Consider the following 20,536-nt stretch of genomic DNA (forward strand, 5'->3'; position numbering starts at 1 on the left):
CCGGGGAATTGAGTACACTGACGCCTTTGCCTGCAATGCCCCGTGCCCATGACCGTACTCAAGTACCTGCAAGCCTATCCGCCTGCCCTGCAAGACCAGGTGCGCCAGATGATTGCCCAGAACCGTCTGGGTGACTACCTGCGCCAACGCTACCCCGAGCGCCATGCGGTACAGAGCGACAAGGCGCTGTATGCCTATGCCCAGGCCCTGAAGCAGGAGCACCTGCGCAATGCGCCGAACCTGGACAAGGTGCTGTTCGACAATCGCCTCGATCTCACCCACCGTGCGCTGGGCCTGCACACTGCGGTATCGCGCGTGCAGGGCGGCAAGCTCAAGGCCAAGAAGGAAATTCGCATCGCCTCGCTGTTCAAGGACGCGGCGCCGCAGTTTCTGAAGATGATCGTGGTGCACGAACTGGCGCACCTCAAGGAGAGCGACCACAACAAGGCGTTCTACCAACTCTGCGAATACATGCAGCCGGGCTACCATCAACTGGAGTTCGACCTGCGCATCTACCTGACCTGGCGCGACCTGTCCGGCGCCCAGTGAGCGAAAGGGAATTGCCAATGGAAGTGAGCAAGACCAAGACCAGTTTCTATCGTCGCCTGTACGTGGCGTGGCTGATCGACAGCCGTACCGCCAGCAGCGTGCCGGCGCTGATGGAGGCCACCGGCATGCCGCGGCGAACGGCGCAGGACACCATCGCGGCGCTGGCCGACCTGGACATCGTGTGCGAGTTCGAGCAGCAGGAAGGTGCGCGCAACCATGCCGGGCATTACCGGATACGTGACTGGGGCGCGATCGACAAGCAGTGGATCACCCAGCATCTGCGCAGTATCCGCCAGGTGCTGGGCTACCCCTGAAGCCCCTCCGCCGGCAAGCCCGGCCCCTGCACCAACCCCTGTAGGAGCCGGCCTTGCCGGCGAAGCGTCTAGCCCCGGCGCATGCCGATGTGCGGGATGCCATCCTCCAGATACGCCTCCCCGGCCACCTCGAACCCGTGCCGCGCATAGTAGGCCTGCAGGTGCGCCTGTGCGGACAGGTACACCGGCACCCCTGGCCAGTGCTTCTCGGCCTGCGCCAGCCCCTGCACCATCAGTGCATGCCCCAGCCCCTCGCCCCGCGCCGACGGCGCAATCACCACCCGCCCGATCACCACGTCGCCGCCCTGTGACTCGGGGTTCAGCAGGCGCAGGTACGCCACCAGCTCGCCATCGCGCCAGGCCATCAGGTGGCAGGTGTCGCCCTCCAGGTCCTGGCCATCGGTTTCCAGGTACGGGCATTTCTGCTCCACCACGAACACCTCGATGCGCAGCGTCAGCAGCGCGTACAGCTGTTGCTTGCCAAGGTCGGTGTGATGCTTGCAGATCCAGTCGATGCTCATCGCGTTTCTCTCCTGTGTAATGCCCCGATCATAACCACGCCGAGCACCTCAGGGCGAAGGTCGCGAATTGCCATGGATCAAGTCGGCGCGGAATCGGCAAAAATAGAGGCAATTAGCTATCACCCGGCACTGCCCGATACCGGAATCTTTGTGTAATCTGGCCGTGCAGCCTAGCTTTGCGCCAACAGAAATCTCATGCCACTCAACAAGAACGCGGACCCGATCCGCTAAGGGATTTGAGCATGCGGCCACTGCTTCGAGCCTTGGGTTTGCTTGGATTGCTGCTCTGTGCCCAGTCGGCCCAGGCCGAAAAACTGCGGCTGGTGGCCGATGCCTGGCCCCCCTTCACCGACGCCCGCCTACCCAGGGGCGGGCTGGCCACCGCCCTTGTCACCACCGCCCTGGAGCGTGCCGGGTTTGCCAGCGAGTTCGAGCAGGCGCCGTGGGCGCGCGCTGCTGGGCATCGGCGAGGGCCGCTACGATGTGCTGATCAACGCCTGGCAGAGCGATGCGCGTACCCGCATCGGGGCCTTCTCCCAAGGCTACCTGAGCAACCGCGTGCGGCTGCTCAAGCGCAAGGGCGACGTGCTGCGTTTCGATACCCTGAGCGATCTCTACCCGCACGCCATCGCGGTGGTGCGCGACTATGCCTATGCGGCCGAATTCGACAATGACGGGCGTCTGCAGAAGGTGCCGGTGCGCGACTTTTCGGTGGCGGTGGGCATGCTGGCTGCCGGGCGGGTGCGCCTGACGCTTGAGGACGAATACGTGGCGCGCTACTACCTGCAGCGTGAAAGCGCGAACGTGCGCAACCGCGTGCAGTTCTTCGGCAAGCCTGTGAGCGAGAACAGCCTGCACATCCTGGTCAGCCTCAGGCATCCGCAGCATGCCCAGATCGTGGCCGGATTCGACAAGGCCATCGCCGCCATGAAGGCCGATGGCAGCTATGCCCGGTTGCTCAAGGACTACGGCCTGTAGTCAGGCCGGGGTGTCCTTGATCAGGTGCGCGGCCAGTGTGCGCAGCGGGCCCAACTGGCGGCAGATCAGTGCCAGCTGGGTCTGCACCAGGCGCTGGTTCTCGTCCATTTCCTCGGGCATCTGCTCAAGGCTCGCCGCCAGGGCTTCCTCGGCGTCGCTGTGGATCGCCACCGGGGTCTTGCTGGCAAGGCCAGTGGCGATTTCGTCGAGGCTGGCGGCCAGGCTGGCACCCGCGCCGTCGATCAACTGCTCGTGGGCCTCGGGTGCCAGTGCGCTGTCACGGTGTGCACCCAGCCCGGAGAGGTAGCTGAGCAGGGTGTGCGAGAGCACCAGGAAGCGAAAGCCCACGTCGGCCTCTTTGCGAAAATGCCCCGGCTCCATGAGCATGTTGGCCAGCGTGGTCGACAGCGCCGCGTCGGCGTTGTGCGCGTTGCGCCGGGCCAGGCGGTAGGCCAGGTCGTCGCTCTTGCCCTGGGCGTACTGCTGCATGATCTGGCGCAGGTAGGTGCTGTTGCAGCTCAGGGTGTTGGCCAGCACCTTGTTCAACCGACGGCCCTGCCAGTCGGGCAGGAACAGGAACACCGCCAGGATCGCGATCAGGCTGCCCACCAGGGTGTCGAACAGGCGCGGCAGGAACAGACCGTAGCCGTCGCCGATCTGGTTGAAGCAGAACAGCACCATCAGCGTGATCGCCGCCGTGGCCAGGGTGTAGCGGGTGGTGCGGTTGACGAAGAACACCACCCCGGCGGCCACCGCGAACAGCGACTGGATGATCGCGCTGGGGAACAGGTCGAACAGCGCCCAGCCCACGGTCAGGCCGATGGCGGTGCCGATGATCCGCTGCACCAGCTTGCGCCGGGTGGCGCCATAGCTGGGCTGGCACACGAACAACGTGGTGAGGATGATCCAGTAGCCCTGGGTGGGGTGGATCAGGTGCACCATGCCGTAGCCGACCGACAGCGCCAGCGGCAGGCGCAGGGCGTGGCGAAAGATCAGCGAGGTCGGCGTGAGGTGCTGGCGCAGGCGGCTCCACACATCCTTGAGGCTGCGCGGCGAACGGTCGAGCAGGCTCGAGTCGCTGTTGTCGGCCAGGTTGTCGGGGTTGCTGGCATCGCCGAGCAGGCGGTCGAGGGTTGCCAGGTTCGCCGCCAGCGCCCGCAGCGAGCGCAGCAGGCCACGCCAGGCCGGGTTGCTCTGGATGCGCAGGTGCTCGAGCGAGGCGTGCAGGTCTTCCAGTGCGGCGGCGAAGCTGGTGTCGTAGACGAACGGCTGGCGCAGCTGGATCGACTCGGACAACTGCACGCACGCCTTGCCCTGCTGGCGCAGCAAACGCTGGCAGCGAAACAGCACGTCGCTGTGGAAGAACGCCTCGGTGAGAGCGTTGTAGGGGTAGTGCGAGGAACTGGCGCGCTCGTGGATGTCCTGGGCCAGAAAGTACAGCTTCAGGTAGCGGCTCACCTTGGAGCCGGGGCGGCCATTGCCCACGCGGTGCAGGATGATTTCCTTGGCGGCGTTGAGGGCGGCCACCACCTTGCCGTTCTGCTGGGCCAGTTCCAGGCGGCGGGCCTCCACGTCCAGCTGGCGGATGGGCTCGAACAGGGTGGCCTTGAGCTTGAGGTAGCGGCCCAGTTCGCGAAACAGCCGCGCCAGGCTCTGCTGCACCGGCTGGTTGGAGAACAGCGCCTGCCACAGCACCGACAGCAATCCGTACCAGGCGGCGCCTGCCACCAGCAGCAAGGGCTCGTGCCAGAAGTCGGTGACCTGGCCGCCGCGCTGGTCCACGCCGATCATGGTGTACACCGACAGGATCAGTGTGGCCGAGGCGATGGCGCCGTAGCGCTCGCCCAGCGCGCCGAGCATGGTCAGCGCGAACGCCGCCAGCGCCAGGGCGCAGCCGAAGAGGATCGGGTAGGGGAACAGCAGCTCCACCGACAGCGCAGCGACGGTGAAGCACACCAGGGTCACGGCCAGGGCGTTGAGCCGGCCCTGCCAGCTGTCGTCGGTCTCGGCCAGGGCGCTGGCGATGATGCCCAGGAACAGCGGGATCAGCAGCCCCATCTCGTCCTGGTACCAGCACAGCGCCATGCTGCCGGTCAGCGCGATCAATACCCGGATGCTGTAGCTGAACTTGTCCAGGGCCCACAAACGACGCAGCGAGTGACGCAAGGAAGACGATGACATGATAGGGCGGCAGGCCTGCTTGGCGATGATCGAAATTGAGCCGGTCACGGTGGCAGCGAACTGTCACCGTGGTCACGTACCAGCAAAATTTGTTCCGTGATGCGCGATTCTAACGCGAAGGTTAGACGAACTGCGCGGCCGCGTAGGCCGATGCCCAGGCCCACTGGAAATTGAACCCGCCCAGGTGCCCGCTGACGTCCAGCACTTCGCCCACGAAATACAGGCCGGGGCTTTTCAGCGACTCCAGGGTCTTGGACGACACTTCGCGGGTGTCGACCCCGCCCAGGGTGACTTCGGCGGTGCGGTAGCCCTCGGTGCCGGCCGGCACCACCTGCCAGGCCGCCAGTTTGTCGGCGACCTCGGCCAGTTCGGCCGGGGTGTACTGCTTCATCGGCCGGGACACGAACCAGTGCTCGGCCAGCAGGTTGGCCATCTTCTTGGTGAAGACCTCGCCAAGCAGGGTCTTGAGTTCGCTGTTGGGGCGTTCGGCCTGTTGCTGTTGCAGCCAGGCGAGGGCGTCATGCTCGGGCAGCAGGTTGATCTCGACGCTGTCGCCGCTGTGCCAGAACGACGACACCTGCAGGATCGCCGGGCCGCTGAGGCCGCGGTGGGTGAACAGCAGGTTCTCGCGAAAGCTGGTGCCGTTGCAGCTGGCCACGCAGTCCACCGAGGTGCCCGACAGCTCGGTGCACATGGCCTTGAGCTGCGGCTCGGTGATGGTGAAGGGCACCAGCCCGGCGCGGGTCGGCAGCAGGGTGTGGCCGAACTGGCGGGCCACCTGGTAGCCGAAACCGGTGGCGCCCAGGGTCGGGATCGACAGGCCGCCGGTGGCGATCACCAGCGACTGGCATTGCAGCGTGCCCATGCTGGTTTCGAGCAGGTAGCCGTGCTCGAGCTTTTCGATCTGCTCGATGCGCGTGTCCATGCGCAGCTCGGCGCCGGCGCTCTGGAGCTCGCTGAGCAGCATGTCGAGGATGTCGCTGGACTTGTTGTCGCAGAACAGCTGGCCGAGTTTTTTCTCGTGATAGGGCACGGCGTGCTTGCCGACCATCTCGATGAAGTCCCACTGGGTGTATCGGGCCAGGGCCGACTTGCAGAAGTGCGGGTTGTGCGAGAGGAAGTTGGCCGGCTCGGTGTACAGGTTGGTGAAGTTGCAGCGCCCGCCACCGGACATCAGGATCTTCTTGCCGGGCTTGTTGGCATGGTCCAGCAGCAGCACCTGGCGGCCGCGGTTGGCGGCGTGGATGGCGCACATCAGGCCGGCGGCGCCAGCGCCGATGATGATCACTTCGGTGGAACGCACTGCAAAATCCTCAAGAATGGTGGTGACGCATTCGCCGGCAAGGCCGGCTCCTACACAACCCCGTAGGAGCCGGCCTTGCCGGCGAAGGGGCCCTGAAGGGCGACGAAGACCTCAGACGATGCGAACCCGCAGCGAGCGCCCCTTGATCTTGCCGCTGTTGAGCCGCTGCAGCGCCTGCTTGGCCACGCCGCGTTCCACCGCCACGAAGGCCTGGAAATCGAAGATCGCGATCTTGCCCACCTGGGTGCCCGGGATGCCGGCATCACCGGTCAGCGCACCCAGGATGTCGCCCGGCCGCAGCTTGTCCTTGCGCCCGGCACCGATGCACAGCGTGCTCATGGTCGGCACCAGCGGGCCGCCGGCCTGGGGCTTGAGGCTGTCGATCTGCTCCCAGCGCAGGGGCGCCTTCTGCAGCTGCTCGATGGCCTGGGCGCGGTGCGCTTCGGACGGGGCCACCAGGCTCGCCGCCAGGCCCTTCTCGCCGGCACGCCCGGTACGGCCCACGCGGTGCACGTGAATTTCCGAGTCCCGCGCCAGCTCCACGTTGATGACCATGTCCAGCGCGTCGATATCCAGCCCGCGCGCGGCCACGTCGGTGGCCACCAGCACCGAGGTGCTGCGGTTGGCGAACAGGGTCAGCACCTGGTCACGGTCGCGCTGCTCCAGGTCGCCATGCAGCGACTCGGCGGCGATACCCTTGTCCTTGAGGTGATCGACCACTTCCTGGCACTGCTGCTTGGTGAAGCAGAACGCCACGCACGACTGCGGACGAAAGTGCGCCAGCAGGGTAGTCACCGCGTCCATGCGCTGCTCGGGCGAGATCTCGTAGAAGCGCTGCTCGATCTGCGTGTCGGCATGCAGCGACTCGGCCTTGACCTGCTGCGGGTTGCGCATGAATGCGGCCGACAGCTGCTTGATGCCGGCCGGGTAGGTGGCCGAGAACAGCAGGGTCTGGCGACGCTCCGGGGTTTGCCCGAGGATGTCGGCGATGGCGTCGTAGAAGCCCATGTCGAGCATGCGGTCGGCTTCGTCGAGCACCAGGGTGTTGAGCCCGTCGAGCACCAGGGTGCCCTTGCGCAGGTGCTGCTGCACGCGGCCCGGGGTGCCCACGATGATGTGCGCGCCGTGTTCCAGCGAGGCGATCTGCGGGCCCAGGGACACGCCGCCGCACAGGGTCAGGATCTTGATGTTGTCTTCGGAGCGGGCCAGACGGCGCAGCTCCTTGGCCACCTGGTCGGCCAGCTCGCGGGTGGGGCACAGCACCAGGGCCTGGCAGCCGAAGTAGCGCGGGTTGATCGGGTTGAGCAGGCCGATGCCGAACGCGGCGGTCTTGCCGCTGCCGGTCTTGGCCTGGGCGATCAGGTCCATGCCCTTGAGGATCACCGGCAGGCTCTGGGCCTGGATCGGGGTCATCTGGGCGTAGCCGAGGGCGTCCAGGTTGGCCAGCATGGCGGCGGACAGCGGCAAGGTGGCGAATTCGGTGGCAATGGTGGTCACGAGGCGGGCCTGCAAAACAAAATGTCGCGCAGTGTACCAGCCTCGTGGCCATTAGCCCTAAGCCTCGATCTCCGGTTCCGGACGACGGGCACGCCTTCCGTCCGCCCTGGACAGCTGCATGAAGATCGCCGCCGCCAGCATCGACATCAGGCCGATGGTCAGGAAGGTCAGCTGGAACGCGCCCAGCGTGGTCTCCACCCCATCGCCGCTGCCGGCGCCGGTAAAGCCGCCCAGCAGTGCGCCGGCGCAGGCCACACCCAGGCTCAGCGAGAGCTGCGCCACCACCGACAGCAGGCTGTTGCCGCTGCTGGCGCTGGCGTCGTCCAGGTCGATCAGGGTCACGGTGTTCATCGCCGTGAACTGCAGCGAGTTCACCGCCCCCAGCAGCCCCAGTTGCACCAGCAGCAGGGCATACGGGGTGTGTTCGTTGACCAGCCCCAGGCTGCACAGCAGCACGCCCAGCAGCAGGGTGTTGCCGGTGAGGATGGTGCGGTAGCCCAGGCGCTCGATCAGCGGCCGGGCGATGGACTTGGCGACCATCGCCGAGGCGGCCAGCGGGATCATGCTCATGCCGGCCTGGGACGGCGAATAGCCCAGCGCCACCTGCAGCAGCAACGGCACCAGAAACGGCAGTGCGCCGCTGCCCAGGCGGGCGAACAGGTTGCCGAGGATGCCCACCGAGAAGGTACGGGTGCGAAACAGCCGGGGCGAGAACAGCGGGTTGTCGATGCTGCCGGCGCGCAGCCAGTAGGCGGCCAGGCACGCCATGCCGGCGAACAGCAGCAGCATCACGCGCAGGTGCGGCAGGTGCAGCTCGCCCAGGCCCTCCATGGCGATGGTGATCAGTACCATCGCGGCGCCGAACAGCACAAAGCCCACGCCGTCGAAGCGTGTGCGCTCGGAGCCGCGCAGGTCGGGGATGAACTTCCACACCGCGTAGCAGCCCAGCGCGCCGACCGGCAGGTTGAGCAGGAAGATCCAGTGCCAGCTCAGGTACTCCACCAGCCAGCCGCCCATGGTCGGGCCCAGCAGCGGGCCGAGCAGGCCGGGGATGGTGATGAAGCTCATGATGCGCACCAGTTCGGTGCGCGGGTAGGCGCGCAGCACCACCAGGCGCCCCACCGGCAGCATCAGCGCGCCGCCCAGGCCCTGGATCACGCGGGCACCGACCAGCATGCCGAGGCTGTTGGACAGTGCACACAGCAGCGAGCCGATGCTGAACAGCAGGATCGCGCTGAAGAAGATGCGCTTGGTGCCGAAGCGGTCGGCGATCCAGCCCGAGGCCGGGATCAGCAGGGCCACGGTGAGCATGTAGGCGATGATCACCGACTGCATGCGCAGCGGGTTTTCCGCCAGGTCGCGGGCCATGGCCGGCAGCGCGGTGTTGAGAATGGTGCCGTCCAGCGACTGCATGAAGAAGGCGATGGCCACCACCCAGGGAATCCAGCGGGCGGTGACGGGGTCCAGCGGGGTGCGGTTGGGCATGCTCTATGTCCTTGAGGGCCCCTTCGCGGGCAAGTCGAAGCGTCGAACCGCAGCTCCCACAGGGGCGGCGGTGATCCCTGTGGGAGCGGGCTTGACCCGCGATGGCGGCATCACAATGTCAGCGTCAGGCGTTTGACCAGCGCCCCCGGCAAATGGCTCGAACTGGTCTGGCGCTGTCCGTAGGTGCTGGTCGACAGGATCAGCTCGCGCTCGGTCGTGAGCGCCTCCAGCTGCGAGCCGAGCAGGCTGTACACGCTGTCGTCGAAGCGCATGGTGCTGACCGGCGCCTGGATCTGACCGTCCTCGACCCAGAATGTCGCAAAGCGCGTCAGCCCGGTCATGCGCGCCGCCGGCAGGTCGGAGTAGTTCAGGTACCACAGGTTGCTGATGTACAGGCCCGTACCCAGCCTGGCGAGCACCTCATCCAGCGCCAGCTCGCCGGCGGCCAGGCTCAAGGCGCTCGGCCACTCGTGGGCCTCGGCGCCATTGGCGACCTGCTCGAACTCGGCGGCGCTGCGCGCATTGGTCAGCTGTTCGCGCGCCCGCCCTGCGTCCACCAGCTGCACGTCGCTGCGTGGGTAGCCTTCGCCGGAGAACGCCGGGCTCAGCGAGCCGCTGACCTGTTCGGTGATGTTCACCAGCGGGCTCAATGCCGCATCGCCGGCATACAGGCGTTGCAGCGGGCTGTCCTTGCTGGCGATGGCCTGCGCCGAAAAACCGCCCCAGCACAGCATGCCCATGATTTCGTCCATCGCTGCCGGTGCCAGGTAGGCGCGGTACTGGCCGGGGGCGAGGGTCTTGAGTGGACGACCCAGGTACTCCAGCTGCTCGCGGGCCTGGGCCAGGCGCCGGGCGAACGCGGCGTTGTCCCACACCTGCCCGGCGTAGTTGGCCTTCACCGCCTGGCCGTTGGCGTGGAACAGGCTGAAGTCGAAATTGAAGCTGTTGGCCTGATGCCAGCCAGAGGCGCCGAACGAACTGGCAAAGCCGCGACTGATCGGCCCGGCGGCATAGATGCCCACCAGGTCCAGCGCGCCGGCGCCGTGTTCGATCTGCTCGAGCACCCGTGCGGTATCCGGCAGCGGGCCGTCCTGTACCTGATGGCTGTGCCAGGCACTGTCGTTGAGCAACAGGTACGGGTCGGCAGGGATCAGCGGCAGGATCTGGCGCAGCTCGGCCAGTGCCTGGTGCAGGCGCTCGCGGTCCAGCGCCGGCTCGCCGCTGAGGGTCAGGTGCAGGTCGGCCTGGCGACCGTCGGCAATCAGCTTCAGGCTCGCACCGGCCTGTTGCACGTCGCCGGCCTGGCGCACCCTGGCATGGTTGAATCGGATGAATTGCGACTGCTCGGCGCTGTAGCTCAGGGTGAACTGTTCGGGGGCGCGCACGTTGTCGCGCAGCCATGCGACCAGGTCCTGGAAGTTGTGCAAAGGGCTGGCGGCCATCAGGCGTCTCCTCCGAATACGTCGATCTGGCTGAACACGCAGGCCGGCGAGGCATGGCCCACGCGCACCACCTGGTTGGGTTCGCCCTTGCCGCAGTTGGGCGTGCCGAGCACCTGGAAGGTACTGGCGTCGCCCACGGCGCTGAGGTTGCGCCAGAAACCGGCGGAAATACCGCGGTAGTTGGGGTTCTTGACCACGCCCTTGAGTTCGCCGTGCTCGATCAACTGGCCCCATTCGCAGCCGAACTGGAACTTGTTGCGCGCATCGTCGATGGACCACGAGCGGTTGGTGCGCATCAGGATGCCGTGCTCGATGCCGCCGATCAGTTGCGCCAGGGATTTGTCGCCCGGCTCGATGTTGAGGTTGGCCATGCGGTCGATCGGTGCGCGGTTCCAGCCGCAGGCGCGGCTGTTGGCCACGCCGTCCAGGCCCGAGCGGAACTGCGACAGCGCACCGCCCAGCGGGCGCACCAGTACACCCTCGCGAATCAGGAACTGCTTGTGGGCCGGGGTGCCGTCGTCATCGTGCGCGTAGCTGGCCAGCTCTTCGGGGATGGCCGGGTCGAAGGTCACGTTGAGCAGTGCCGAGCCGTACTGCAGGTGGCCGAAGTCCTGGGCCTTGATGAAGCTGGTGCCGGCGTAGTTGCGCTCGTCGCCCAGGATGCGGTCCATCTCCAGCGGGTGGCCGATGGACTCGTGGATCTGCAGCATCATCTGGTCGGGCATCAGCAGCAGGTCGCGTACCCCGCTCGGGGTGTTGGGCGCCAGCAGCAGTTGCAGGGCCTGGTCGGCCACCTGGGCCCCGGCACCGAGCAGGCCGCAGCGCTCGATCACATCCACGCCGCCCTGCTGGCCGAAGTTCTCGCGGCCCAGGCTGCGGCTCTGGCTGTCGCTGCCGTCGAAGGCGGTGACGCTCATGCCGGGGAACACGAAGCGTTGCGCCTGGCGCAGTTCGGCGCCGGCACTGTTGAGGTAGATCTGCTCGACCGTGCTCAGGCCCAGGCTGGCCTGCCAGTTCACCAGGCGCGAATCGCCCGGCACGCTGGCCGATTCGCGGGCCAGCAGTTCATAGCAGTCGGCCAGGGCCGGGAAGGTGCTGTTGAGGTTGGGCGAGCAGTAGTCGGCGCGGGCGCTGGACACCGGTTGCTCGCGCAGGTCGAGCAGGGCGTGGCGCGCGATCTGGCGGGCCAGCGCCTCGGCCTGGTCGAGGGCGCGTTGCAGGCCGGCCTGGGACAGGTCGGCGGTGGCCGCGTAGGCCTCCACGCCGTTGACGCGCACGGTGAGCATCGCGCCCTGGTCGCGGGTCAGACTGGGTGGTTCGGCGATGTTCTTGCGCACCGACAGGTGCTGGTGGGCTTCCTGCACATAGCGCAGGGAGAAAAACTCGGCGCCGCTGTTCAGGCCAGCGAAACGCTGGCGCAGCGGCGCGGTGAAATCGAACATGCGCGAACCTCCGGGTGACGGTGGTTCCCCCTCAGAACCACTCCTCGTGCATGCCCGGGCAGGTGTCGTCGCGGGCCTCGAGCAATGCGAGGTCATTATGGCAGGCCGGTACTTCCCAGGTGAGGAAAAACCGTGCGGCCTGCAACTTGCCCCGATAGAACCCGGTATCGGCCGGGTTGCCGCGGGCCAGGCCCTGTTCGGCGCGAAGCGCCTGCTCCAGCCAGCGCCAGCCGATCACGCAGTGACCGAAGGCCTTGAGGTACAGCGCCGAGTTGGCCAGGGCGCTGTTGACCTGGCCTGTGGACAACTCGCCAAGCAGGCCCAGGGTCACGTGCTGCAGGCGGCTGAGCAGTTGTTCCAGCGGTTCGCGCAACGGGTCCAGGCGGGTGTAGGCCTGGGCCTGGGCGCAAGTGCCGGCGATCAGGCGTACCAGTTGCTTGAGGCCGGCGCCACCGTGCTGGGCCAGCTTGCGCCCGAGCAGGTCGAGTGACTGGATGCCGTGGGTGCCTTCGTGGATCGGGTTCAGGCGGTTGTCGCGGTAGTACTGCTCTACCGGGTAATCGCGGGTGTAGCCGTGGCCACCGAGGATCTGGATCGCCAGCTCATTGGCCTTGAGGCAGAATTCGGACGGCCACGACTTGACGATCGGGGTCAGCAGGTCGAGCAGTTGCTGGGCCTGCTGGCGCTCGTCTTCGGTGGCGGCGGTATGGCTGTCGTCGAACAGCCGGGCGGCGTACAGGCCCAGGTCGAAGGCACCTTCGACGTAGGCCTTCTGGGTCAGCAGCATGCGTTTCACATCGCTGTGCTGGATGATCGGCACGGCGGCGGTGGAGGGGTTCTTGTTGTCGGGCAGGCGGCCTTGCGGGCGCTGGCGGGCGTAGTCCAGCGAGTACAGGTAGCCGGCGTAGCCGAGCATCACCGCGCCCATGCCCACGCCGATGCGCGCCTCGTTCATCATCTGGAACATGCAGGCCAGGCCCTGGTGCGGCTGGCCGATCAGGTAGCCGACGCACTGGCCGTTGTCGCCGAAGTTGAGTGCGGTGGAGGTGGTGCCGCGCCAGCCCATCTTGTGGAACAGGCCGGCCAGCACCACATCGTTGCGCTGGCCCAGGCTGGCGTCCGGGTTGACCAGGAACTTGGGCACGATGAACAGCGAAATGCCCTTTACCCCGGGTGGTGCGTCGGGGAGTTTGGCCAGCACCAGGTGCACGATGTTCTCGGACAGCGTGTGATCGCCCCCGGAGATGAAGATCTTGTTGCCCTTGAGGCGGAAGCTGCCGTCGGCTGCGGGTTCGGCGCGGGTGCGGATATCGGCCAGCGAGCTGCCGGCGTGGGGTTCGGTGAGGGCCATGGTGCCGAAGAAGCGGCCCTCGATCATCGGTTGCAGGAACAGGCGCTTTTGCTCGTCGGTGCCGAAGTTCTCGATCAGGTTGGCGGCGCCCATGGTCAGGAACGGGTAGGCGGTGGTGCCGGCGTTGGCGGCCTGAAAGTGGGCGAAGCAGGCTTGCGAGAGCAGGGTGGGCAACTGCATGCCGCCGGCCTCGAAGTCGCGGTTGGCGTTGAGAAATCCGGCGTCGAGGAAGGCGTCGACGGCAGGTTTGACCTCGGGGATCAGGATGGCCTGGCCGTTCTCGAAGCGTGGCTCGTGCTCGTCGCCCTTGCGGTTGTGCGGGGCGAAGTATTTTTCGGCCAGGGTGCGAGCGGTGTGCAGCGCGGCGTCGAAGGTTTCGCGGCTGTGCTCGGCGAAGCGTGGGCGTTGGGTGAGGGCCTCGGCGTCGAGCACTTCGTAGAGTTCGAAGGCCAGGTTGCGGGCGCTGAGCAGGGTGTCGGACATGGCGGCCATACCTTGGTGGGGATGGGGCCGAGTCTAGGCATGCGGGCGGGAAGTGGACAGGTTAATAGGTGGGGGTGATGAGGGGTCAGAACCGTTGTCAGGTGTGTGTCCGCAAAAAAATCGCGGGCCAGGCCGGCCCCCACAAGAATCTGCATCGATCCTGTGGGGGCGGGCCTGACCCGCGATTGGTAACGCCTCGGTGGTTAGCCGATGGTCATCAGGCTGGCATTGCCGCCCGCCGCAGCGGTGTTCACGCTCAACGCACGCTCGATCACCAGGCGCTCCAGCGCAATCGCGGTTTCACCCGACGACAAGCCCTGCACACCCACGATCGCACCGGCACGCTTGGCCACCTGCTCGCACACTGCGCGCAGCTGGTCCGAATGGCCGTGATGCAGCACCGCGTCGAACACCACCTCGTCCTTGGCCCAGTCGCTCACCAGCTTGATGCGCGCCTGCACATCCTTCGGCAAGCGCCCACGCAAGGCCTTGCCCGGCTCGCCGTCGACGAACACTGCCGAGCTGCCCACCGCCAGTACCGCTGCCAGTTGAGTCAGCAGATCAGCCTCCGACTCGGCCAGGCACAGCACGTGCTCGCGCGGCAGGATGGTGTAGCTGTTGCGCTCGCCGGTCGGGCCGTTGAGCAGGCGGGTGACGCCGCTCTGCGACTGCTGCGCGAACTGCTCGCACAGCTGCGCCAGTTCGGCCTGCTGGTTGCTGCCGGCCCACGCCTTGAGCGATTGCAGCGGCTTGAGCAACTGCTCGCGCAGACGCACGTCCGGGGCAGTACCGGCGTCGCTGCGCTGGAACGACTGCTCGATGGCATCGGCCGGGCGCGTGGACAGCAAACGGTACAGGTACAGCGGGCCACCGGCCTTGGGGCCGGTACCCGACAGGCCTTCACCACCGAACGGCTGCACGCCGACCACGGCGCCGACGATGTTGCGGTTGACGTAGACGTTGCCGGCATGGACGTTGTCGATCACCTTGGCGATGGTCTCGTCGATGCGGGTGTGCACGCCCAGGGTCAGGCCGTAGCCGGATGCATTGATCTGCTCGATCAGCTGGTCGAGGTGCTTGCGGTTGTAGCGCACCACGTGCAGGACGGGGCCGAAGATCTCACGCTGCAGTTCATCGAAGCTTTCCAGCTCGATCAGGGTCGGCATCACGAAGGTGCCGCGCTTGATCTCTTCACCGTCGGCAATGGCCACCTGATACACGTTGCGACCCTTGTCGCGCATGCCCTGGATGTGTTTTTCGATGCCAGCCTTGGCCTCGGCGTCGATCACCGGGCCGATGTCCACGCTCAGGCGCTCCGGGTTGCCCAGGCGGCTTTCGGCCATGGCGCCCTTGAGCATCTCGATCACGCGGTCGGCCGAGTCTTCCTGCAGGCACAGCACGCGCAGGGCCGAGCAACGCTGGCCGGCGCTGTCGAAGGCCGAGGAGACCACGTCGATGACCACCTGCTCGGTCAGCGCCGAGGAGTCGACAATCATCGCGTTCTGGCCACCGGTTTCGGCGATCAGCGGGATCGGACGGCCCTGGCTGTCCAGGCGGCCGGCAATGTTGCGTTGCAGCAGGCGCGCCACTTCGGTGGAACCGGTGAACATCACGCCTTTGACCCGGTCATCGCCTACCAGGCGCGCACCGACGGTCTCGCCACGGCCCGGCAGCAGTTGCACCACGCCTTGCGGGATGCCGGCCTCGAGCAGCAGGCGCACGGCCTGGGCGGCCACCAGCGGGGTCTGCTCGGCAGGCTTGGCCAGTACCGGGTTGCCGGCAGCGAGCGCTGCAGCCACCTGGCCACTGAAGATCGCCAGCGGGAAGTTCCACGGGCTGATGCACACCACCGGGCCCAGCGGGCGGTGGGCGTCGTTGCTGAAGTCGTTGCGTGCCTGCACCGCGTAGTAGCGCAGGAAGTCGACCGCTTCGCGCACCTCGGCGATGGCGTTGGCGTAGGTCTTGCCGGCTTCGCGGGCCAGCAGGCCCATCAGCGGCTGGATCTCGCCTTCCATCAGGTCGGCGGCACGTTCCAGGATCGCGGCACGCTCGGCCGGCGGGGTGGCCTGCCAGATCGGTGCGGCGTTGAGTGCGCACTGGATGGCGTTGTCGGCGTCCTCGACGGTGGCTTCCTGCACGTGGCCGACCACGTCACGGTGGTCGGACGGGTTCAGCACCGGTGCGGCAGCTTCGTCGCTGGACGCGCAACCGAGCATCGGCTCGGCCTTCCAGTCGTTGTGCGCGGTGGCCAGCAGGGCGCACGACAGCGAGGCCAGGCGGTGTTCGTTGGCCATGTCGATGCCGCTGGAGTTGGCGCGCTCGGCACCGTACAGGTCACGCGGCAACGGGATGCGCGGGTGCGGCAGGCCGAAGCCGCCTTCCTGGGTGGCCATGCGCTCGATGGTCGCGACCGGGTCGGCCACCAGTTCCTGGATCGAGATCGACTGGTCGGCGATGCGGTTGACGAACGAGGTGTTGGCGCCGTTTTCCAGCAGGCGACGCACCAGGTAGGCCAGCAGCGTTTCGTGGGTGCCGACCGGGGCGTACACGCGGCACGGACGGTTCAGCTTGCCGTCGGCCACCTTGCCCACCACCTGTTCGTACAGCGGCTCGCCCATGCCGTGCAGGCACTGGAACTCGTACTGGCCTGGGTAGTAGTTCTGCCCGGCGATATGGTAGATGGCCGACAGGGTGTGGGCGTTGTGGGTGGCGAACTGCGGGTAGATGGCTTCGGGCACCGACAGCAGCTTGCGGGCGCAGGCGATGTAGGAGACGTCGGTGTACACCTTGCGGGTGTACACCGGGTAGCCTTCCAGGCCTTCGACCTGGGCGCGCTTGATCTCGCTGTCCCAGTACGCGCCCTTTACCAGGCGGATCATCAGGCGGTGACGGCTGCGGCGTGCCAGGTCGATGACGTAGTCGATCACGTAAGGGCAGCGCTTCTGGTAGGCCTGGATCACGAAGCCGATGCCGTTCCAGCCGCTCAACTGCGGCTCGAAGCACAGGCGCTCGAGCAGGTCCAGCGACAGCTCCAGGCGGTCGGCCTCTTCGGCGTCGATGTTCAGGCCGATGTCGTACTGCTTGGCCAGCAGGGTCAGCGACAGCAGGCGCGGGTACAGCTCGTCCATCACGCGCTCGTATTGGGCGCGGCTGTAGCGCGGGTGCAGGGCCGAGAGCTTGATCGAGATGCCCGGGCCTTCATAGATGCCGCGGCCATGGGAGGCCTTGCCGATGGCGTGGATGGCCTGCTCGTAGGAGGCCAGGTATTTCTGCGCGTCGTGCTCGGTGAGCGCGGCTTCACCAAGCATGTCGTAGGAGTAGCGGAAACCCTTGGCTTCGAACTTGCTGGCATTGGCCAGGGCTTCGGCAATGGTCTCGCCGGTGACGAACTGCTCGCCCATCAGGCGCATGGCCATGTCGACGCCCTTGCGGATCATCGGCTCGCCGCTCTTGCCGATGATGCGGCTGAGCGAGGAGGTGAGGCCGGATTCGTTGTGCGTGGACACCAGCTTGCCGGTCAGCAGCAGGCCCCAGGTGGCGGCGTTGACGAACAGCGACGGGCTGTTGCCCAGGTGCGGCTGCCAGTTGCCGGTGCTGATCTTGTCGCGGATCAGCGCATCGCGGGTGCCCTTGTCGGGGATGCGCAGCAGGGCTTCGGCCAGGCACATCAGCGCCACGCCTTCCTGGGACGACAGCGAGAACTCCTGCAGCAGGCCCTGGACGATGCCGGCGCGGCCGCTGGCGCTCTTCTGGTTGCGCAGCTTTTCGGCAATGCCGGCGGCCAGCTTGTGGGTGGCCTCGGCCATGGGCGCGGGCAGGCGTGCCTGCTCCAGCAGCATCGGCACCACTTCCGGTTCCGGACGACGGTAGGCGGCGGTGATCGAGGCGCGCAGCACCGACTGCGGCAGGATGCTTTCGGCGAACTCGAGGAAGCACTGGTGCGAGTGGTCGGCCTGCACATCGCCGGCGTCGTCGCCCTGATTGCCGGGCTGACCGCTGAGTTCGGTCAGGGTGGCGCCACCCTCGAGCTTCTCCAGGTAGTTGAAGATCGCCTGCTTGATCAACCAGTGCGGGGTGCGGTCGATGGACTGCGCAGCCGTTTTCAGTCGCTCGCGGGTAGGGTCGTCGAGTTTGACCCCAAGGGTGGTCGTCGCCATTTCTTATCCTCATTATTGCCACTGGGCCGTGGCTAAGCTGGCGCCAAGATTAGCCGGGCGCCTTGGTGGGTGCAACCTAGTGCAACCCAAATAATCGCGTTGAGGAGTGCAACTCGTCCGGTGGCTAAAACCCCACAGCATAAATGGCTGTTCAAGGTGCATTTGCTTATGTAAACGGCGGTTTTTGCTCCCAAATGGAGCAAAAACACGTTGTTATGCGAAATATCCGACCAGGTGCAACTTGACTGAAGAAACTGGTTGCACCTTGTTTGCGTTGTTGCATAGGATTCGCCGCCTGGGTGCAACCGTTAGCGGCTGTCACTACATAAAAACAAACGCCAGGGCGCAACAATGAGTTTTAGCAATCCAATCACGATCACGTTCGTGATCTATATCGCGGCAATGGTGCTGATCGGCTTCATGGCCTATCGCTCCACCAACAACCTTTCCGATTACATCCTCGGTGGCCGCAGCCTCGGCAGCGTGGTGACCGCGCTCTCGGCCGGTGCCTCGGACATGAGCGGTTGGTTGCTGATGGGCTTGCCGGGCGCCATCTACATGTCGGGCCTTTCCGAAGCCTGGATCGCCATCGGCCTGACCGTCGGTGCCTACCTGAACTGGCTGTTCGTGGCCGGCCGCCTGCGCGTGCAGACCGAGCACAACGGCGACGCGCTGACCCTGCCGGACTATTTCGCCAGCCGTTTCGAAGACCACAGCGGCCTGCTGCGCATCATTTCGGCAATCGTGATCCTGGTGTTCTTCACCATCTATTGCGCCTCCGGCATCGTGGCCGGTGCCCGCCTGTTCGAAAGCACCTTCGGCATGTCGTATGAAACGGCGCTGTGGGCCGGTGCTGCTGCCACCATCGCCTACACCTTCGTCGGTGGCTTCCTGGCGGTGAGCTGGACCGATACCGTGCAGGCCACGCTGATGATCTTCGCGCTGATCCTGACCCCGGTGATCGTGCTGATCGCCACCGGCGGCTTCGACACCACCTTCCTGGCCATCGAAGCCCAGGGCGCGGGTAACTTCGACATGTTCAAGGGCGCGACCTTCATCGGCATCATCTCGCTGATGGGCTGGGGCCTGGGCTACTTCGGCCAGCCGCACATCCTGGCGCGCTTCATGGCGGCAGACTCGGTGAAATCGATCGCCAATGCCCGTCGCATCTCCATGACCTGGATGATCCTGTGCCTGGCCGGTACCGTGGCCGTGGGCTTCTTCGGCATCGCCTACTTCTCGGCGCACCCTGAAGTGGCCGGCCCGGTCACCGAGAACCACGAGCGCGTGTTCATCGAACTGGCCAAGATCCTGTTCAACCCGTGGATTGCCGGTGTGCTGCTGTCGGCCATCCTGGCAGCAGTGATGAGTACCCTGAGCTGCCAGCTGCTGGTGTGCTCCAGCGCCCTGACCGAAGACTTCTACAAGACCTTCCTGCGCAAGAACGCCTCGCAGGTCGAGCTGGTATGGGTCGGTCGCCTGATGGTGCTGGCGGTTGCGCTGATCGCCATCGCGCTGGCCGCCAACCCGGACAACCGCGTGCTGGGCCTGGTGGCCTACGCCTGGGCCGGCTTCGGTGCCGCCTTCGGCCCGGTGGTGCTGATTTCGGTACTGTGGAAGGGCATGACCCGCAACGGCGCACTGGCCGGTATCGTGGTGGGCGCGGTGACCGTGATCCTGTGGAAGCAGTTCGACACCATGGGCCTTTACGAAATCATCCCGGGCTTCCTGTTCGCATCGCTGGCGATCTACTTCGTGAGCAAGGCGGGCAGCCCGTCGGCTGCGATGGTCAAGCGTTTCGAAACCGCTGAAGCGGCGTTCCACGCCGACAAGTAACACGGCTGCATCATGCTGTCCGGCAACGGCCCGGCCCCTTCTGGAGGTCGGGCCGTTGTCATTCTGGCGGCTGTCACCTGACGGCGCGGGCCTGACAGGGTAAACTTCCGGGCCTTGCAGGAGTTGCCATGAACTATCGTCACGCCTTTCACGCCGGCAACCACGCCGACGTGTTCAAACACCTCGTATTGACCCGGCTGATTGCGCTGATGTCGCGCAAGGAGCAGCCGTTCGCCTACCTCGACACCCACGCCGGCCTTGGCCTGTATGACCTGCAGGGCGACCAGGCGACCCGCACCGGCGAGTGGGTGGAAGGCATCGGCCGGCTCTGGGGGCGCGACGACCTGCCCGAGGTGACGGCCGATTACCTGCGCATCCTGCGAAAGATGAACCCCGACGGCGAGCTGCGCTACTACCCGGGGTCGCCCGAGCTGGCACGGCGCCTGGCACGCCAGCAGGACCGCGTGCTGCTCAACGAGAAGCACCCCGAAGACGGGCGCCTGCTCAAGGAAAACATGAAGAAGGACCCACGCGTGGCGGTGCACCTGGGCGAGGGCTGGCATGTGCCGAGGGCCTTGCTGCCGGTGCAGGAGAAGCGCGCGGTGATGCTGATCGACCCGCCCTTCGAGCAGGCCGACGAGCTCAAGCGCTGCACGGTGGCGATGAAGGAGACGATTGGCCGCATGCGCCAGACGGTCGCGGCCATCTGGTACCCGATCAAGGACCAGCGCCAGCTGGTGCGTTTCTATCAGGACCTGACCAGCACCGGTGCGCCGAAGCTGCTGCGGGTGGAGCTGTACGTGCACCCGCAGGACAGCCCGCAGGGCTTGAACGGCTCTGGCCTGGCGATCGCCAACCCGCCATGGGGCCTGGAAGAAGAGCTGCGCGCACTGCTGCCGTGGCTGGCCCAGGTGCTGGGGCAGACCCAGGGCAGCTGGCGCATGGACTGGCTGATTGCCGAGTAGGGTGCCCGGGCCTCTTCGCCGGCAAGGCCGGC

General features: G+C 66.3%; 13 protein-coding genes and 1 pseudogene. 5 read left to right on the forward strand and 9 right to left on the reverse strand.

What is annotated here, in order from left to right:
* The first annotated feature begins 48 nt into the window (after window positions 1-48).
* Window positions 49-549 (forward strand): YgjP-like metallopeptidase domain-containing protein, encoded by a 501-nt coding sequence (locus tag NP552_RS08190; RefSeq protein ID WP_043863594.1) that lies wholly within the window; start codon window positions 49-51, stop codon window positions 547-549.
* Window positions 550-566: 17 nt separating this feature from the next.
* Window positions 567-863 carry a winged helix-turn-helix domain-containing protein gene (locus NP552_RS08195; protein ID WP_043863593.1) on the forward strand — a complete coding sequence of 99 codons (297 nt, stop codon included), beginning with the start codon at window positions 567-569 and terminating at the stop codon, window positions 861-863.
* Between the two features lie 68 nt (window positions 864-931).
* Here NP552_RS08195 and NP552_RS08200 read toward each other — a convergent pair whose 3' ends face one another.
* Window positions 932-1,384 (reverse strand): GNAT family N-acetyltransferase, encoded by a 453-nt coding sequence (locus NP552_RS08200; protein WP_274096627.1) that lies wholly within the window; start codon window positions 1,382-1,384, stop codon window positions 932-934.
* Between the two features lie 242 nt (window positions 1,385-1,626).
* On the opposite strand from NP552_RS08200, the pseudogene NP552_RS08205 reads away from it, so the two are divergent.
* Window positions 1,627-2,362: pseudogene (locus NP552_RS08205) on the forward strand (substrate-binding periplasmic protein).
* On the opposite strand, the gene yccS reads toward NP552_RS08205, so the two are convergent.
* The 8 genes from yccS to putA form a co-directional block, all read right to left on the reverse strand.
* Window positions 2,363-4,543: a YccS family putative transporter gene (yccS, locus tag NP552_RS08210; protein WP_104573209.1), complete on the reverse strand. Its 2,181-nt coding sequence runs from the start codon at window positions 4,541-4,543 to the stop codon at window positions 2,363-2,365. It abuts the pseudogene before it with no gap.
* A gap of 121 nt (window positions 4,544-4,664) precedes the next feature.
* Window positions 4,665-5,846, reverse strand: a complete 1,182-nt coding sequence (locus NP552_RS08215) for an NAD(P)/FAD-dependent oxidoreductase (protein WP_043863590.1) — start codon at window positions 5,844-5,846, stop codon at window positions 4,665-4,667.
* Window positions 5,847-5,957: 111 nt separating this feature from the next.
* A complete protein-coding gene (dbpA, locus tag NP552_RS08220) occupies window positions 5,958-7,295 on the reverse strand; it encodes an ATP-dependent RNA helicase DbpA (RefSeq protein WP_274096657.1) in 1,338 nt (445 codons plus the stop codon).
* A gap of 105 nt (window positions 7,296-7,400) precedes the next feature.
* Window positions 7,401-8,828: a multidrug transporter subunit MdtD gene (gene mdtD / locus NP552_RS08225; protein WP_043863589.1), complete on the reverse strand. Its 1,428-nt coding sequence runs from the start codon at window positions 8,826-8,828 to the stop codon at window positions 7,401-7,403.
* 110 nt (window positions 8,829-8,938) lie between these two features.
* The gene (locus NP552_RS08230; RefSeq protein ID WP_104573006.1) at window positions 8,939-10,270 is read right to left on the reverse strand and encodes a TldD/PmbA family protein; all 1,332 of its coding nucleotides are present in this window, start codon (window positions 10,268-10,270) and stop codon (window positions 8,939-8,941) included.
* A complete protein-coding gene (locus NP552_RS08235; protein WP_196933008.1) occupies window positions 10,270-11,712 on the reverse strand; it encodes a TldD/PmbA family protein in 1,443 nt (480 codons plus the stop codon). Before NP552_RS08235 ends, NP552_RS08230 begins: the two co-directional genes overlap by 1 nt.
* Before the next feature lie 31 nt (window positions 11,713-11,743).
* Entirely contained in the window at window positions 11,744-13,546 is a 1,803-nt protein-coding gene (locus NP552_RS08240; protein ID WP_229589727.1) for an acyl-CoA dehydrogenase, read from the reverse strand.
* Window positions 13,547-13,749: 203 nt separating this feature from the next.
* Window positions 13,750-17,703 (reverse strand): trifunctional transcriptional regulator/proline dehydrogenase/L-glutamate gamma-semialdehyde dehydrogenase, encoded by a 3,954-nt coding sequence (putA, locus tag NP552_RS08245; protein WP_054915752.1) that lies wholly within the window; start codon window positions 17,701-17,703, stop codon window positions 13,750-13,752.
* A gap of 351 nt (window positions 17,704-18,054) precedes the next feature.
* On the opposite strand from putA, the gene putP reads away from it, so the two are divergent.
* Entirely contained in the window at window positions 18,055-19,539 is a 1,485-nt protein-coding gene (putP, locus tag NP552_RS08250) for a sodium/proline symporter PutP (RefSeq protein WP_043863584.1), read from the forward strand.
* Between the two features lie 128 nt (window positions 19,540-19,667).
* A complete protein-coding gene (locus NP552_RS08255; protein ID WP_196933006.1) occupies window positions 19,668-20,504 on the forward strand; it encodes a 23S rRNA (adenine(2030)-N(6))-methyltransferase RlmJ in 837 nt (278 codons plus the stop codon).
* Window positions 20,505-20,536 lie beyond the last annotated feature (32 nt).

Origin of the sequence: Pseudomonas sp. 8209, assembly GCF_028682105.1 — a bacterium.
Classification (GTDB): domain Bacteria; phylum Pseudomonadota; class Gammaproteobacteria; order Pseudomonadales; family Pseudomonadaceae; genus Aquipseudomonas; species Aquipseudomonas palmensis.